Below are 16746 nucleotides of genomic sequence, written 5' to 3' on the forward strand. Positions count from 1 at the left end.
AATGAAACTGATTCAAAGACGTGCTTACGGGTTTAGAAATTTTGAAAATTACAGGTTAAGGGTTAAAGTTTTGTGTTCTTGATTAGTGCCCCCGGAAATGGGGAAGAGCCTAAAGATAGAGGTGGAGAGGAGGAGTATAGGAATATGAGAATCAATAAAAAGATGGAAAAACTCGAGGGGATTGTAAGTGAACTATCCTCTTCATGTTTAGAAGAGGAAATTCAGTCATTTTATAAGGCGATGCATGAACATAGGCTATTCGGTCTAGAGCAATTTATTATACAAAATATCAAAACAGCCGATAAACCGTTCTTAACACTCCGGTAAATTAACTGCTAAGCCACCCATAGATGTTTCTTTATAAATACTTTGCATGTCCATCCCCGTTTGCTTCATTGTTTTAATCACTTTATCTAAAGAAATTTGATGTTGACCATCACCAATTAGTGCCATTCGTGTTGCATTAACTGCCTTTACTGCACCCATGGCGTTACGTTCTATGCATGGTATTTGTACTAAACCCAAAACAGGATCACAGGTCATTCCTAAATGGTGTTCCATTGCGATTTCTGCTGCGTTTTCAACTTGAGCTACAGTGCCACCAAGAACTGCTGTAAGGCCAGCTGCAGCCATAGACGAGGCAACGCCTACTTCACCTTGGCATCCTACTTCAGCTCCAGAAATAGAAGCACCTTTTTTGTAAAGTATGCCTATCGCAGCCGCAGTGAGAAAATAAGTGTATATGTCCTCATTACTCATTCTATCATGTGCGTGTTGGCAATATTTGAGCACAGCAGGAATAATACCTGCAGCCCCATTAGTGGGTGCTGTAACGATACGTCCACCCGCTGCATTCTCTTCATTGACTGCCATGGCATAAAGATTGAGCCAGTTCATGATATCTGATTGCTCGAAAATGCTTTTTACCCCTTTTTCATTCATGAGCTTTTTATATAAATCAGGGGCACGTCTTTTTAAGTTAAGTCCGCCAGGTAAAATGCCATCATGCTTGCAACCATTACCAATACAATCATCCATAACCTTGGCAATTGCCAAAATTCCATTATGAATTTCTTCTGTACTGCGCCATGTTTTTTCATTAATAAGCATTAATTCCGCAATACTTAAATTATTATTCTGACATAATTCCAAAAGTTGGGCTGCAGTTGAAAATGGATAGGGAGGTGGGTTCGTATCTTCAGTGGTTTTGGAAAAATCTTCTTCAGTAGTAATAAAACCACCGCCAATTGAGTAATAAACTTGAGCAATTAATAAATTATCTTGGTTATCAAAAGCGGAAAAACGCATTCCATTAGAATGTTTTGGCAAGAGTTCTTTTTGTAAAAAAAGAAAATCCGTAGATTCATTAAAGTTAATATTTTTTTTGCCTGCTAAATTGAGAGTATGGGAGCTGAGAATCTCATGCATACGCGGAACCATCGATTCAGGAGCCACAGTCTCAGGTGCTTTGTTCTCTAATCCATTTAAAATGGCTTTATCTGTTCCATGACCTTTGCCTGTTAAAGCAAGTGAACCATAAAGTTCGGTCTTAACACGTTGTACCTGATTCATGAGCTGCATCTCTTCCAGTAATTTTAAAAAAGCATTAGCAGCAAGCATAGGACCAACAGTATGGGAGCTTGAAGGACCAATTCCAATGGAAAATAAATCAAATACACTGATGTTCATGGGGGTTAATCTCTAGTTACAATTAGTGCAAAGTGTAGAGGGATCTGAGTTATTTGTCTATTTTAATTATAGTGAACCTATTGACTTTCGGTGCGTCCCGTCTTCGCTGTTACATAGTGCTGCCAGGGATATGCATTTAAGGATAGTCATGAATCCAATGAACTTTGTAATATAATTACAATTAATCGCATTTAAATACTGGTAATTTCACGTGAATTTAGGCAGAATTATGATGCATTTTAGAATGCAATATCTTCCATAACAAATGGAGAAGATATGCACAACAGAAAGACTAAAAGGGGATTCTTTATGAAGATGAAATTGGTCACTGCGGCCATTATGGGGCTGGCAATGTCTACTGCAATGGCTGCTACTGATGCTACATCGCTTGTTACGGATAAAGATAAATTATCTTATAGTATTGGTGCTGATTTAGGAAAAAACTTCAAAAATCAAGGTATTGATATTAATCCGGACGCATTAGCTAAAGGAATGCAAGATGGAATGTCTGGTGCCCAATTGATTTTGACCGAACAACAAATGAAAGATGTTCTGAATAAATTTCAGAAAGATTTGATGGCAAAGCGCAGCGCCGAGTTCAATAAAAAAGCTGAAGAGAACAAAGCTAAAGGTGAAGCGTTCTTATCAACAAACAAATCAAAATCCGGTGTCGTTGTATTGCCAAGTGGTTTGCAATATAAAATTATTGAAGCGGGTACAGGAGCTAAGCCAGGCAAATCTGATACAGTAACAGTTGAATATACTGGTACTTTAATTGATGGTACTGTATTTGATAGCACTGAAAAAGCAGGTAAGCCAGCGACATTCCAAGTATCACAAGTAATACCTGGTTGGACCGAAGCATTACAATTAATGCCTGCTGGTTCTACTTGGGAAATTTTCGTACCTTCAGAGTTAGCTTATGGCCCACGTAGTGTTGGTGGTCCTATCGGTCCAAATGAAACTTTAATTTTCAAAATTCATTTGATCTCCGTTAAAAAAGCTGCCTAATCAATGAGAAGGGAATTTCCCTCCCTATCGTACCTCACTTCTGAAAGACGGAGTGAGGTTTTCTTTCAAGATCAATTTTTCCGCCTTTGAGAGCTCCGCAAAATGAATAAACGACTATTTATTGTTTTCATTTTAGGTTTTTCTTCTGGCTTGCCTATGGCGTTAATCAGCAGTACCTTACAGGCATGGTTTGCATACAGCGGGATGTCCGTTTTTGCTACCGGAACTTTAAGTTTAATTAGTTTGCCCTATGCTTACCGTATTTTCTGGGGACCTATTTTAGACCGATACTCTCTCTTTAGTATGGGTAAAAGACGAAGTTGGATTTTAAGTATGCAATTTTTATTGCTTCTTGGATTTAACTTAATGGCGTGGTTTACTCCAGAGCAATATCCTAAATTAATGGCTTTTTTGGCTTTGATTTTAGCGTGCTTTTCTGCCACCCAAGATGTAGCTATTGATGCGCATAGAGCAGAATATTTACCAGTCAGCGAACATGCTTTGGGAGCTTCTTTAGCAGTATTAGGCTATCGGATCGCGTTATTGTTGTCAGGTGGTTTGGCTTTAGTTATGGCACAAAAATTCGGTTGGGCTTATACCTACCGTTTTATGGGGCTCATAATGATTGCGGGCATGCTTGCGGTTTTCTTTAGTGAGGAACCCAGTGTTGACATCAAAGAGAAGAGTAATTTTGCCTTATCTTTTCTCGCTCCTGTCAAGGAATTGATATTTCGTCCAGGAGTTATCCCACTATTACTGTTTATTTTTTGTTATAAGTTAGGTGAAGCGTTTACAACGACTACCAGTGGTATTGTTATGCCTTTTTTAATTCAAGGGCTTGGTTTTTCTTTAGAGACCATAGGCTACATTAATAAAATGCTAGGAGTCGGTTCCATTTTACTTGGCGGCTTGTGTGCAGGATTTTTATTGATGCGCTATTCGCTGTATCGCTCGTTACTGATCTTTGGATTATTGCAAGCATTAACCAATGTCCTATTTGTTGCTTTAGCCATGATAGGAAAAAATATTACATTATTGGCAATTGCAGTATTTTTTGATAATTTTGCAGCGGGAATGGGGTCTACAGCGCTTGTTGCTTTATTCATGCGTTTAGTTGACAAACAGTATACTGGAACTCAATTTTCGATGCTTGTTGCTCTTTCTACATTACCTCGTATTCTCTCAGGACCTGTTGCAGCAACGATTCAAATAGCCATAGGCTGGGTAGGTTTGTATCAACTCTCCATTTTATTTGCGCTACTCTTCATTCCTTTTTTAATTATGATTAAAGAGCAAACAAAAGAAAATCGACAAAACGTAAATGCCTTAGAGAAAGAGGGTGAATTGAATCCCATTAGGTAAATGGTCACTCTGCATCAAAGAATGGTGGTACATCTTAAATGAAATCCTTTTGAAAAATACTCACATAGTTCATCTATGCTCCCTTTTTCAAAAAAATTCGTTCAACCTGTACTGAAATTCGATCCTTCTTCAAAGTTTTGATATACATGTTACATATATTTTTTATTTAGTTTGATAATAATGCCACTGACTCCCACTAAGAGTATTCCAATGATAATCAAGGTAATCGGCCACCCTATGGTGTGGGGGAAGTGTTGGCTTGAAAAATACAAAATAAAGCACAGGGTGGCCAAACTTGCGATGAAGAGTAAAACGCGGCTGCTTTCTATAATTGCCATATATATTAATCCACAAGCTAAACCTAAGTAGAGGATTTCATAAGGTTTATCTTTAACGACATCGAATGTTACAGAGAGTAGTACGACCGAGGATATGAAAAAGAGTAATCCAGCAATACTTTGGTATTTTGAATGATTTATAAATGAACTGACTGCTAGTAATGAACTACTGAGTACAAACCATTGTAAACGTTCTGATATCCCCAGTAATTCAAATGTTGCGAGGAAAAAAGAATAGAGGAAAACCAACGTGATAAAAGCAAGTACGGTCAGTCTTGTGCTGATAAATGTAATGCCATATTGTAAAAAGAGTATAAAACTTACAAAGAGTACCCCCCATGTCGGCATCAGCATCGAAGTATATTGTGATACAAGAGTGAGCAAGCCACCAGCTTCAAGAACTGCGGCAACAAGAAACAAAGGAGCGCTCATTTTGGATGATTTGTCTTGATGGTAAAGACCCAGAATAAAAGTTAAAAATCCAAAACCTAGATTTAAAAAAATTCGATTACTCTCTGTTGTACAGGAAAAAAGGATACTTCCAAATACAACCGTAGCGATTGCAAGAATGAATGTCTTATCCCATATAATTGCAAGATGTTGATGGGTGAAGTAGATAATGACTATGATGAATAACCACCCTATTGGCAGAAGCGTAGGATACTCTTGCAATAAGATGACAAGTCCCGTTGGTTCAAGGAATAAGGCGATCAGCAAGAATGGCGTCGCAGCTTTTTGATAATTGGGGTGTTTGAAGCATAAAAATGCCAAAATATAGGACGAGAAGCCAAAACCTAAAGTTAAGGTCACACGTTCGTAGATATTGAATTCTTCCCATTTCATCACAATCAGTGCGCAAATCCCTGCAAAGATTAGGATGCCACCTAGATAACTGTACAGCTTATTTAGCCAGCTGGTTTGATCTGTTGGGCTTGTAGATTGATTCGGTTTCAATGCGATAGCTATTTCTTTAATTTCAATTTGATATTGCTTGGCAAGATCAACGATTTGTTGTAACGCTTGCTCTTTATTCATGGTTTAATCCAGCCAATAAATTGGACATTACTCGAAGTAAAATACCGTCCTAAACTAGGGTTGGATAATTTAAAGCACGTAGCGTCTTTTTTAAGACATATATAATTGTTTTTATAGTTATTACCAATTAGCAGATCAGACAACAATCCAGTATTTAAATTATTATTGTCAGTATACAAAATATAGCCATCAGGAGACTCCAGTGATGTATCCAGTGTAAATTGTTGGGCTGATTGCACCGCTTCTTCTTTGAAACTTGAGTTATCTTTAAAATTAGGGAAATCTAAAGGGAGTTCACGTACTTTTTGTGTTTTTGCATCAAAGAAGTAGAGTTTTTTTATTCCCCAATAATTATTTTGAGTTTTTGAGTATTGAGCCACCAATTTATCATTTTTAACGATTAGATTCACTTGCACCGGAAAGGAACCTGATGAGGAGTCCAAGACAGAAAATAGCAGACCATAATGTGGTGGATCAGTTTTTAAAAAAGAAAGATTTGAAATAACAAATACAAGCATAAGTAGAATGGGTAATGAAAGTCCTGCTATCAAAGTCAGATGACTCTTAATCCACTTAGTCGACATCTTAATTCCTTAAGTTGCGTAAAGCACATGTCATTCTTCTTTATAGTATAGGCTGGTTTTATTTTTTAGTTTAAAAAGATAGTAATATGTAGTTTTGAAGGTTAATTTGGAATTTAGAAGTCTTTAATTATTTTTAAAAATCACGTTGCTTATGGATTTTAAGAAGGGAGGTGAGGTCTAGAAAATAAATAACTTAAAATGGTACCTAGGGTGGGACTCGAACCCACACGGTGTCACCACCACCGGATTTTGAATCCGGCGCGTCTACCAATTCCGCCACCCAGGCATTTGAGCGGCCATTATAACAAAGAAATAAATTCTCACAATGGGTTTTAGTATATTATTATTTAAAAAATAGCTAATTATAAAAGTGGGTGTTATGAGGCAATATCATTTTATTTTTTTTAGTTTTTTTCTTGCGCAATTTGTTGGGGTTGGTTATGCGACGAATTGTCCTGATCCGCAAACGACTTCATTAAAATGGGGCGTGCCCCCAGCTCCGTGGACTGTCAATCCTTATTCACCTAATCCTCCACAAGGAGATGTGAATACCTATTTTGTTCGGGCGAATATTTTAGTTGCTGGTTATGGACAAGGAGTGGTTTGTACTTATAGGAATTCTTTGGGTGAATACTCCATTTGGTGGCAGGCCTTAACTAAAATCCCATCGCGTCAGGATTACAGTTGGATTGAGACATTAAATGGTTTTGTTTGTACTCAGGGATTGGAGCAATGTCAATTCTATACAGCATGATTTAAATTATGGCTATGGTGAGCGGATTATCCATAGAGTTGGTTAATTTATGTACTAAAATAACTATATGTTATGTTTAGTCATCTAAGGAGTCATGATTATGGATTTCAGTACACTTACAAGCCAAAGCCCCAAAGTGATGGCAGTAATGGAAGCGATTAAAAACGATCCTAACTTTTTTAGTGAATTAAAAGATGATCCACAACAAGCATTAAGTAAAATTGGTGTGGAACTCAATGAAGAGGAAATGGGTATCGTTCAAAAACTGGGTGACTTACGAGAGCTCGAAGCAGAGGCTGAAGGCTTTTTTGCCAAGATTAAAGGACTTTTTGGGTTTAAAGAAGGCAATTAAGTTTAAAGCAAATTATGCGTGTAACTTATTTGTGGATATTAGTTTTGTATGTCCATACTCAGGGGTATAAACCCTTGTGTCGTTTTAATAAATATGGTCTATATTATTAATGTCATAGACGAAAATGGAGTTTTCAAATGAAAAATACTAATAGGGCATCCAGATGGGTAAACCAGCTTATTGCTGTTCTTTTTTTAGTGAGTAGTCCGTTAGCGGTATATGCGGCATGTTGTTCAGGGCATGGCGGGGTTGCCTCCTGTAATAAAACGACTGGGTTTCAAATGTGTAAGGATGGTACGGCGTCACCAACGTGTAAGTGTAAGAAAGAAAAGCCTACAACAACGACTAAGCAAAAAACTACCAAAACAACAACTGCTACTCCTCCGACTACTACAAATACTACGACAACTACAACCAAACCTAAAACTCACTGGTGGAGTGGAAAATCGACTACTACTAAACCTACAACCAGTACAACAAGTACTACAACCAACGGTACAAGTAATAAAGGTTGTTGTTCGAAACATGGTGGGGTAGGTCAATGCAATAAATCTACTGGTTATCTAACTTGTAAAGATGGCTCCCAATCACCTAGCTGTGCTTGTCATTAAGGTCACCATGAACTTACTGATAATTTCTACTCAAATATAGCCAAGCGGTTACGCTTGGCTGCACTGTACAGGTTTAGTGAAAGAATTAAATACGATCTTCTGTTATATCTATCATCATTTGTAATGATTTTTTTGCATTATCAATAACCCATTGCTGATCATGTTCCGGTAATCTATATCTGCTTCCAGTGAACTCATTGACCACATCTCCAGCTTTAACCTCATTGTAAGACATGTTTTTTCCCTGTCTTAGTAAATCGACAAGCGCGACTAGATGCGGAGGATCATTGCGTGACATGGTAGCGCAGCCACAGCCTATACCTTTTTCATTTTCCTTTTTAGGTGCTTCAGCCAAATTGACTACTTCTATATTTAAGCTTTTACAATGTTGTTTGAGGTTTTCTACCATATGATTCTCAGTACCAATAGCATAACGCTTTGTCTTGGCGCGATCATGAACCACATAATCCCAGATGAAGGCGGTAGAGCCTGAGTGTTGTGCTACTTTGATCACTGAATTGCGGCATTCAGGATGAACAATCGTAGCAAAGCCTTGATGATGCCAATAATCACACATTTCCGGTTGATAATGCGTATGTACGGCACATTGGCTGGCAAATAGAATGAGTTGAGCGTCATCAAATTGCTTCAGTGTTTTTGCATCTTGCTCAGCAAGTGAATATTGAGCTCCGGCAGATCCGCCTGGCCAATAAGCACGATTTTTTATGCCTAACCAATAGGCGACATTCTCGCCCATATGTTGATCGGGAATAAAGAGAATTTTTTTATTTTGCTTTAATGCCCATTGAAATATTTTTTTTACGTTGGAGCTAGTACATACTGCGCCACCTTGGGCTCCAGTAAGTGCTTTGACTCGGCCTGAAGTATTCATATAGCAAACAGGTAAAATATTCTCGGCACCATAACGTTCATTTAAATCAAGAAAAGCAGGTTCAACCATGAAGTCTTTAGCCAGCATCTCCATAGTGCAACCGGATTTAGGATTAGTAATGTAAACTTGTTGGTCCTTATTCGCTAAAATACTAATTGATTCAGCCATGAAATGCACCGCAGATTCAATAATAACGGATTTTTCAGGATGCTCGGCTGCCATTAAGGCTAATTGATAGGAATCACCAATAAGCCCACCAAATTGCTCGACTAAGCGGACAATATCACCGCCCATATAATAATGGGCCAAGAGTAATAGTCGTTCTCCAAAATGATCCTGTGCTTTTCTGAGATAAGGAGTCATCCATGCTAAAACGGTGGTCAGCTTACGATCTGGCAATGCTTGGTATTCTTGGGCATATGGGATAAAGTCTTCCTGATACCAGTCTATGGGGTAGTCACTTTGACAAATGCTCATATCGTTCCGGATATGCATTAATGTTGTTTCAGGTGTGTAAAGGGTGGGATTCTTAAACATCTATTTTTGCCTCAAATCATTTTAATGTGTCGTTTGGAATATTTAGCCTGGGTGCAATAGAACCTCTTCATCCCTCGCTACGCCCAGGATGAAGGTAGCTGTACCCAACCTACATTAAATCTATTATTCAGGTGAAGTATCCATTAACCCGAGTTTGGCAATACTTTCTTGTGCCTCAGCTTTTTTATTAGGATAATCTTCACGGAAGTGACCACCACGTGATTCTCGCCTTGCTAGAGCAGCTCTTACAATTAATTCGGCATTAAGAATAATGTTTCTCAGCTCAATGAAATCTCGGGTGATGCAATGCCTCCAATAATACTCTTCAATTATTTTTTTTCGTTTCATTATTAATTGTAGTAGATCTTCAAGCCCTGCTTCAGTCCGGACTATCCCAGCATAAGAGGTCATTTCTCCTCTTAATCCCCGCCACTGTGCATTAATCTGGCTGGCACGTCGTGCATTGACTTCACTAGGAGCACTCCAGTTCGGAATATGTTCGGTATATTTCCAAGGGGCAGAAATATCTTTTAAAGTACATCGGGCGGCATTGGAACCCATAACTAAAGCTTCAAGTAACGAGTTACTCGCCAGACGATTGGCACCATGTAAACCAGTAAAGGCAACTTCACCTATGGCATAGAGACGTTTTAAATCAGTGCGACCATCAATATCGGTAAGTATTCCTCCGCACTGATAATGTGCTGCGGGCACAACAGGAATCATATCTTGGCTCATATCAATGCCAATGGATAAAAGAGTTGTATAAATTTGAGGGAAGCGTTTTTTCAAAAAGTCTTTGGATTGATGGGTAATATCGAGATAAACATATCCCATTTGACTGCGCTCAATTTCACTAAAAATGGCACGTGCAACCACATCACGTGTTGCTAACTCCATTTGTTCTGGGGCATACTGTTTCATGAACCGTTCGCCAGTCTCAGCATTTTTAAGTAATGCCCCTTCGCCACGCACCGCTTCCGAAATGAGAAAATTATTCAACGAATGATGATGCAATAGGGTAGGGTGAAACTGGTAAAATTCCATGTTACCCACGCGAGCTCCGGCACGATAAGCCATGGCCACTCCATCTCCTGTGGCGACCATAGGGTTAGTGGTGTATCTGTATGTTTTACCTGCGCCTCCTGTGGCCAGTATCACGCAATTTGCCAAAAAAGTATGAATCCGGTTTGCGGAACAATCTAAAACATAAGCCCCTAAAACTTCCCCTTGAATATCCGTGCGATGGGGATGGTAATGAGTAATGAGGTTTACAGCAACATGATGTTCAAAAAGACAAATTTGTTCACTTTGCAAAGCAAGTTGATTCATTATTTGTGTGATGGATAGACCGGTTTGATCGCCACAATTAAAGATACGCCGGTGAGAGTGTCCACCTTCTTGTGCTAAATTAAAATTGCCTTTGCTGTCTTGTTTAAAATGAACGTTGTATTCGCTCAGTTGTTTTATTGCGTCTGGACCTTGCCGAATAATGAATTCAACAGCTGGCGGATAGCACAGACCATCACCTGCAACCAGAGTATCTGAAATATGTGATTCCAGCGAATCTTCTGCTGAAAAAACAGCAGCGATTCCGCCTTGAGCGTACCGACTATTGCATTCAATAGCCTCTGCCTTGCTAATTAATGCAATCTTTAGACGTGGCTGCAGACTAATGAGCTGCAAACAATATTGCAAACCCGCTAGTCCCGTACCAATAACAAGCACATCAAACTCAAAAGTTTGTCCTTGTTGTGTGAGTGTATCACTCATAAAAAGGCCTTTACTAACTGAGTTGCCAGCCCCGTGTAGTTTTCTGGTGTCAGTTTAAGCAGTTGCGCTTTCGCTTCTTCGGGTATAGAGAGCTCCTTAATAAATGACTTGAGGCTTTGCTCATCTATTCCATGTCCTCGGGTTAATGCTTTTAACTGTTCATATGCATTGGGGACATTATATCGGCGCATGACCGTTTGCACCGCTTCTGCAAGTACTTCCCAGTTTGCTTTTAAATCTTCTTGTAAAGCACGTTTATTGATTTGTAATTTATCATTACCTTTAGTCAAAGAGAGGTAGGCGATTAAGCTGTAAGAAAATCCCATCCCTATATTGCGTAAAACAGTAGAGTCAGATAAATCGCGTTGCAGTCTTGATTGTGTGAGTTTATTAGCAAAATGAATGAATAGAGCGTTGGCTACCCCCAGATTTCCTTCTGCATTTTCAAAATCAATAGGATTTACCTTATGAGGCATGGTGGATGACCCCACTTCTTCAGCTACAGTTTTTTGTTTAAAGTAGCCCAGAGAAATATAACTCCAGATGTCCTGAGTATAATCCAGTAGAATGTTATTAATACGGATCATAATTTGTGATACTTCTGCCAAACCATCATGTGGCTCAATTTGTGTGGTGTAGGCATTAAAAGATAGCCCTAGAGAGGTGACAAAGTTAGAACAGTGTTTACGCCAGTCTACCTCTGGATAGGCCACAACATGGGCATTATAATTGCCAACCGCACCGTTAAATTTACCTGGGATCAAGACTTCACAGAGTTGTTGCTGTGGTCTTTTGAGCCGAGCAACAAAATTGACTAGCTCTTTACCCATTGTTGTAGGCGTTGCGGGCTGTCCATGGGTTCTGGATAACATAGATACATCAGCATGTTGTTTTCCTAGGAGAGTAATGCTGCCCATGATTTCAGCAAGTGTAGGTTGAATGACCTGTGCAATGGCTTGTTTTACCATTAACGCATAAGCTAAATTGTTGATGTCCTCTGACGTACAAGCAAAATGTATAAAAGGAGTAATTGCTTTCAAGCTGTCATTTTGCTGGAATTTATCTTTTAGATAATATTCTATTGCTTTAACATCATGATTTGTTTGCTTTTCAAATTCTTTAATTTTGATCGCCTCAGTTTCATCAAAATTGGCAATCAGATCATTGAGGAAATCTTTAGCCTTTTGATTTAATTGAGGGACCTCCGTAATAGAATTATTCGCGGCTAACGATTCAAGCCAGCGAATTTCTACAGTGAGGCGATAATAAATTAAGGCGAATTCACTAAAATAAGGACTCAAAGCCCGTGTTTTATTGATATAACGTCCATCGATTGGAGAGATCGCATTTAAAGCAGTAAGAGTCATAAGTAGCTAGCCCTAATGATAAAGCACATATAATATTAGATGCGCGACCAGATGTGAATTAAAGTAAGGAATTTTATCTCAAATTTGATATCTTTTTAATATGTTTGTGTATAATGATCTCATATTTAAAAATAAGTCACATCATTTTATGAAAACCATAATCGAATCTTATCAAGCAGGTCTGTTTCACAAAAAATATTGGTTACAAAATATTATCTCAGGAATTATTGTAGGAGTTGTCGCTTTACCTCTTGCGATGGCATTTGCTATTGCTTCGGGTGTGAGGCCGGAACAAGGGATCTATACCGCAATTATCGCTGGGATAATTGTTTCAGTGATGGGTGGAAGTCGTTTACAAATCGCAGGTCCTACAGGCGCATTTATTGTAGTCCTTTCAGGTATTACTGCAAAATACGGGGTTTCTGGTTTGCAAATTTCCACCTTGATCGCGGGGTTCATGTTATTAATTTTTGGCCTGGCTCGTTTAGGCGGCATTATTAAATTTATACCTGCCCCTGTAATTATTGGTTTTACAGCAGGAATCGGTGTCGTGATTTGGGTTGGACAATGGCATTACTTTTTGGGTCTTCCCTCAGGAGGTAGCGGCCATTTTCACGAAAAATTATGGTACTTATTGCATGCCCTTCCCCAACTCAATGTACCTACAACTATTTTGGGCTTTTTCTCGTTATTCTTAGTCATTTTTTCAAACAGAATTCCTGGATTAAAACGTGTCCCAGGCCCACTTGTTGCTTTATTAACCGTTTCCATATTACAGTCTGTCTATCATTTTTCTGGGGTGGCTACCATAGGTTCCTTATTTGGAGGAATACCTCAAGGTTTACCCGAATTTAAACTCCCTGATCTGACAATAGATAGAGTGCTCGAATTGATAGGACCTGCGTTTACTATTGCCATGCTGGGTGCCATAGAGTCTCTTTTATCTGCAGTAGTCGCTGATGGGATGGCGGGCACAAAACATAATTCCAATCAAGAGCTCATTGGTCAAGGAATCGCGAATATTTTTGCACCCTTATTTGGAGGGTTTGCAGCAACAGGGGCGATTGCACGTACTGCAACAAACATTCGCAATGGGGGAAATAGCCCGTTAGCAGGGATAATTCATGCACTCACATTGGTACTCATTATTCTTTTCTTGGCTCCATTGGCAGTAAATATACCTCTTACCGTATTGGCCGCAATTTTATTTGTCGTCGCTTGGAATATGAGTGAAGTAAAACATTTTGTTAAATTAATACAACGTGCCCCCAAAGCTGATGTGGTGATTTTATTAGTCACTTTTTTCCTTACCGTGTTTGTTGATTTGGTGGTTGCAGTAAATATAGGGGTAATTATTGCTGTGTTGCATTTTATACGGCGTATGGCTTCTAGTGTTGAAGTACAGCAAATGTCTCAGGAAGAATTGGCGCATGAATTGGCACGACAAAATATGGACAATTTGCCTGATGGTGTGTTGGTTTATGCCGTCGAAGGCCCTTTTTTCTTCGCTGCCGCTGAAGCATTTCAACATGCTTTAGCAGTAACTCATTCTGATCCCAAGACTTTAATCCTTAGAATGCGTTGGGTTCCCTTTATGGATGTAACCGGTTTGCAAACTTTGGAAGAAGTGATTGAAGATTTACATAAACGAAAAGTGAGAGTGATTTTAAGTGGAGCGAATTCACGGGTAGAGGAAAAACTACGCAAAGGGGGGATCATTGAACTTCTGGGCGCCGCGAATTTCCATAAGGATTTTTCTCAGGCTTTGGCTGCAAGTAACGCATAATCTAGCGAATCCTAGACAGACCCAAGTATAGGTACTCATATCCTGGATCAAGAAAACTATCCGATGAATTTAAGATATGAGTACGAATATTGTCTGACAATAAAGTTTCAATTCCCATAGCCGTACATTTTCAGTAAAATGACAACTTATCATTTTATGGGCTCGGGGTAACTATGACGGTCAAAACACATATTATTGATTTAGCACATCTTGGCATGCACGACCTGGAGCAGGTTGGTGGAAAAAATGCCTCTCTTGGAGAGATGATCAGTCATTTATCCTCAGCAGGAGTTGCTGTTCCTGGTGGTTTTGCGACGACCGCAGACTCATTTCGGGAGTTTTTGTCTCAGGATAATTTAGATAAAAAAATCTACGCAAAATTAGCAATCCTGGATGCAGATAATGTGCAGCAATTAGCTGTGGTAGGGAAAGAGATTAGACAAATGATTGTCAACACGCCATTTACCCCTGAGTTTGAACGTTCAGTGCGAGTTGCTTACGAACAGCTGGCGAAAACGATTGGCCATGATAATTTTAGTGTGGCAGTTCGTTCATCAGCAACAGCAGAAGACTTGCCTGATGCCTCCTTTGCCGGTCAGCAAGAAACTTTTTTAAATGTAAAAGGGATTGATGAGGTTCTACTCTCAATAAAGCATGTTTTTGCATCATTATTCAATGACAGAGCCATTACTTATCGTACACATCATCAGTTTGAACATCATGAGGTCGCTTTATCTGCAGGTATTCAACAGATGATTCGTAGTGATTTGGCTGTAAGTGGCGTGATGTTTACTATGGATACTGAGTCAGGTTTTGATCAGGTAGTATTTATTACTTCATCCTATGGCTTGGGTGAGATGGTTGTTCAGGGAGCCGTAAACCCTGATGAATATTACGTACATAAACCTGGAATAAAAGCAGGTAAACCCGCAGTAATTCGCAGAAATCTAGGTAGTAAAGCGATAAAGATGGTTTATTGTGATGATCCCAGCAAGAAAGAACGTGTTAAAACGGTCGATGTTGATGCGAAAGAGCGATTATTATTTTCTTTAACCCCAGATGAAGTGGAGCGTTTAGCTCATCAAGCCATGATTATTGAGGAGCATTATGGCCGGCCGATGGATATAGAGTGGGCGAAAGATGGCTTGAATGGTCAACTGTACATATTACAAGCTCGTCCTGAAACAGTAAAAAGTCGTGACAATAAACAAATATTGGAACGATATACTCTTAAAAAGAAGGGTGAAGTACTCGCCGAAGGTCGCAGTATCGGACAACGTATAGGCCAAGGTAAAGCACGAATTATTAAAGACGTCAGTGAAATGGACCGAGTCCAACCCGGTGATGTATTGATTTCAGATATGACTGACCCTGATTGGGAACCCGTTATGAAGCGTGCCTCTGCTATTGTGACTAACCGTGGTGGTCGAACATGTCACGCGGCTATTATTGCTCGTGAATTGGGTATTCCTGCTGTGGTCGGATGTGGGGATGCGACAAAAACTATACGTGATGGTAATGAAGTGACTGTTAGCTGCGCTGAAGGCGATAACGGTTATGTTTACGCAGGTATATTGCCTTATGAGCAAGAGCGCCTTGATGTAGAAACCATGCCTGAGTTACCGATGAAAGTCATGTTGAATGTTGGGAATCCTGAAAGAGCCTTTACATTCCAGTCCATTCCCAACGCAGGAGTGGGCTTAGCTCGTTTAGAGTTTTTAATTTCCAATACAATTGGTATTCATCCACGTGCGTTGCTGGATTTTGATAACCTAAAAGATAAAGAATTAAAACAATTTATTATTGAAAAAACAGCGGCTTATGCTTCTCCAGTTGAATATTATATCGAACGATTAAAAGAGGGAATTGCGACAATTGCTGCTGCGTTTTATCCTAAGCCTGTCATTGTGCGATTATCAGATTTCAAATCCAATGAATATGCTAATCTTATTGGCGGTAATTTATATGAGCCACATGAAGAAAATCCGATGTTGGGTTTTAGAGGCGCATCACGTTATGTTTCTGAATCTTTTGCCGAATGCTTTGCCTTGGAGTGTAAAGCAGTACGACGAGTTCGAGAAGAAATGGGCTTAACCAATGTAGAAGTGATGATCCCTTTCGTAAGGACTGTTTCTGAAGCCAGTAATGTGATTCAGGTTTTAAAACAACATGGGCTTGAGCGCGGCAAACATGGACTGCGTGTAATCATGATGTGTGAAGTACCCTCCAATGCATTGTTAGCAGAAAAGTTTTTAGAATATTTTGATGGTTTTTCTATAGGTTCTAATGACTTAACTCAGTTAACCTTAGGTTTAGATAGAGATTCAGGATTGATTGCTGCTCAATTTGATGAGCGTAATGATGCAGTAAAAGCTTTGTTACATATGGCCATTTCTGCATGTAAAAAGGCGAATAAATATATAGGTATTTGTGGCCAAGGACCTTCAGATCACCAGGATTTTGCACAATGGTTAATGAAAGAGGGTATCGAGAGTGTGTCACTTAACCCGGACTCTGTTTTGGAAACCTGTTTATTTTTGGCAAAACAATAATTTATATGAGACTGATGTAACTGTGCAGGCAATATTGTCAGTGTAGTCTGGGTGAACACTAGGAGCGGGCCGAACCCCAGGGTTCACTCCATGTCACTAGGTT

At 39.3% G+C, this 16746-nt stretch carries 14 protein-coding genes and 1 tRNA gene; 8 read left to right on the forward strand and 7 right to left on the reverse strand.

Features of this window, described 5'->3' with window-relative positions; genetic code table 11:
* Window positions 1–82 (forward strand): transposase (locus tag OQJ26_RS15200; RefSeq protein WP_072356411.1); only part of this gene is annotated, 82 nt, incomplete at its 5' end.
* A 230-nt stretch (window positions 83–312) separates the two neighbouring features.
* Here OQJ26_RS15200 and OQJ26_RS15205 read toward each other — a convergent pair.
* Window positions 313–1689, reverse strand: a complete 1377-nt coding sequence (locus OQJ26_RS15205; protein ID WP_265704579.1) for an L-serine ammonia-lyase — start codon at window positions 1687–1689, stop codon at window positions 313–315.
* A 309-nt stretch (window positions 1690–1998) separates the two neighbouring features.
* Here OQJ26_RS15205 and OQJ26_RS15210 point away from each other — a divergent pair, with 309 nt between their 5' ends.
* Window positions 1999–2700 carry an FKBP-type peptidyl-prolyl cis-trans isomerase N-terminal domain-containing protein gene (locus tag OQJ26_RS15210; RefSeq protein ID WP_265704580.1) on the forward strand — a complete coding sequence of 234 codons (702 nt, stop codon included), beginning with the start codon at window positions 1999–2001 and terminating at the stop codon, window positions 2698–2700.
* Window positions 2701–2802: 102 nt separating this feature from the next.
* Window positions 2803–4062 carry an AmpG family muropeptide MFS transporter gene (locus OQJ26_RS15215; protein ID WP_265704581.1) on the forward strand — a complete coding sequence of 420 codons (1260 nt, stop codon included), beginning with the start codon at window positions 2803–2805 and terminating at the stop codon, window positions 4060–4062.
* 149 nt (window positions 4063–4211) lie between these two features.
* Here OQJ26_RS15215 and OQJ26_RS15220 read toward each other — a convergent pair whose 3' ends face one another.
* From OQJ26_RS15220 to OQJ26_RS15230, 3 genes are all read right to left on the reverse strand, one after another.
* Complete coding sequence (locus OQJ26_RS15220; RefSeq protein WP_265704582.1) at window positions 4212–5435, reverse strand: hypothetical protein; 1224 nt, start codon at window positions 5433–5435, stop codon at window positions 4212–4214.
* Entirely contained in the window at window positions 5432–6019 is a 588-nt protein-coding gene (locus OQJ26_RS15225) for a hypothetical protein (protein ID WP_265704583.1), read from the reverse strand. The genes OQJ26_RS15220 and OQJ26_RS15225 overlap by 4 nt, the downstream gene beginning before the upstream one ends.
* 199 nt (window positions 6020–6218) lie before the next feature.
* A tRNA-Leu gene (locus OQJ26_RS15230) sits at window positions 6219–6305 on the reverse strand.
* A 93-nt stretch (window positions 6306–6398) separates the two neighbouring features.
* Here OQJ26_RS15230 and OQJ26_RS15235 point away from each other — a divergent pair.
* The 3 genes from OQJ26_RS15235 to OQJ26_RS15245 all read left to right on the forward strand — a co-directional run bounded on the left by OQJ26_RS15235 (window position 6399) and on the right by OQJ26_RS15245 (window position 7736).
* A complete protein-coding gene (locus OQJ26_RS15235) occupies window positions 6399–6773 on the forward strand; it encodes a DUF3757 domain-containing protein (RefSeq protein WP_265704584.1) in 375 nt (124 codons plus the stop codon).
* Window positions 6774–6873: 100 nt separating this feature from the next.
* Window positions 6874–7125: a hypothetical protein gene (locus OQJ26_RS15240; protein ID WP_058387854.1), complete on the forward strand. Its 252-nt coding sequence runs from the start codon at window positions 6874–6876 to the stop codon at window positions 7123–7125.
* A gap of 137 nt (window positions 7126–7262) precedes the next feature.
* Complete coding sequence (locus OQJ26_RS15245) at window positions 7263–7736, forward strand: hypothetical protein (RefSeq protein WP_265704585.1); 474 nt, start codon at window positions 7263–7265, stop codon at window positions 7734–7736.
* Between the two features lie 85 nt (window positions 7737–7821).
* Here OQJ26_RS15245 and nadA read toward each other — a convergent pair whose 3' ends face one another.
* The 3 genes from nadA to purB all read right to left on the reverse strand — a co-directional run bounded on the left by nadA (window position 7822) and on the right by purB (window position 12305).
* Window positions 7822–9165, reverse strand: coding sequence for a quinolinate synthase NadA (gene nadA / locus OQJ26_RS15250; RefSeq protein ID WP_265704586.1), 1344 nt, complete (start codon window positions 9163–9165; stop codon window positions 7822–7824).
* Between the two features lie 123 nt (window positions 9166–9288).
* Window positions 9289–10938: an L-aspartate oxidase gene (gene nadB, locus OQJ26_RS15255; RefSeq protein ID WP_265704587.1), complete on the reverse strand. Its 1650-nt coding sequence runs from the start codon at window positions 10936–10938 to the stop codon at window positions 9289–9291.
* A complete protein-coding gene (purB, locus tag OQJ26_RS15260) occupies window positions 10935–12305 on the reverse strand; it encodes an adenylosuccinate lyase (RefSeq protein ID WP_265704588.1) in 1371 nt (456 codons plus the stop codon). Before purB ends, nadB begins: the two co-directional genes overlap by 4 nt.
* A gap of 148 nt (window positions 12306–12453) precedes the next feature.
* Between purB and OQJ26_RS15265 the strand changes: the two genes are divergently transcribed.
* Together OQJ26_RS15265 and ppsA are read left to right on the forward strand one after the other, a co-directional pair.
* A complete protein-coding gene (locus OQJ26_RS15265; RefSeq protein WP_265704589.1) occupies window positions 12454–14091 on the forward strand; it encodes a SulP family inorganic anion transporter in 1638 nt (545 codons plus the stop codon).
* Between the two features lie 173 nt (window positions 14092–14264).
* On the forward strand, window positions 14265–16643 hold the full coding sequence (ppsA, locus tag OQJ26_RS15270) for a phosphoenolpyruvate synthase (RefSeq protein WP_265704590.1): 2379 nt from the start codon (window positions 14265–14267) through the stop codon (window positions 16641–16643).
* Window positions 16644–16746: the final 103 nt, after the last annotated feature.

This window comes from Legionella sheltonii (assembly GCF_026191355.1).
GTDB lineage: Bacteria > Pseudomonadota > Gammaproteobacteria > Legionellales > Legionellaceae > Legionella > Legionella sheltonii.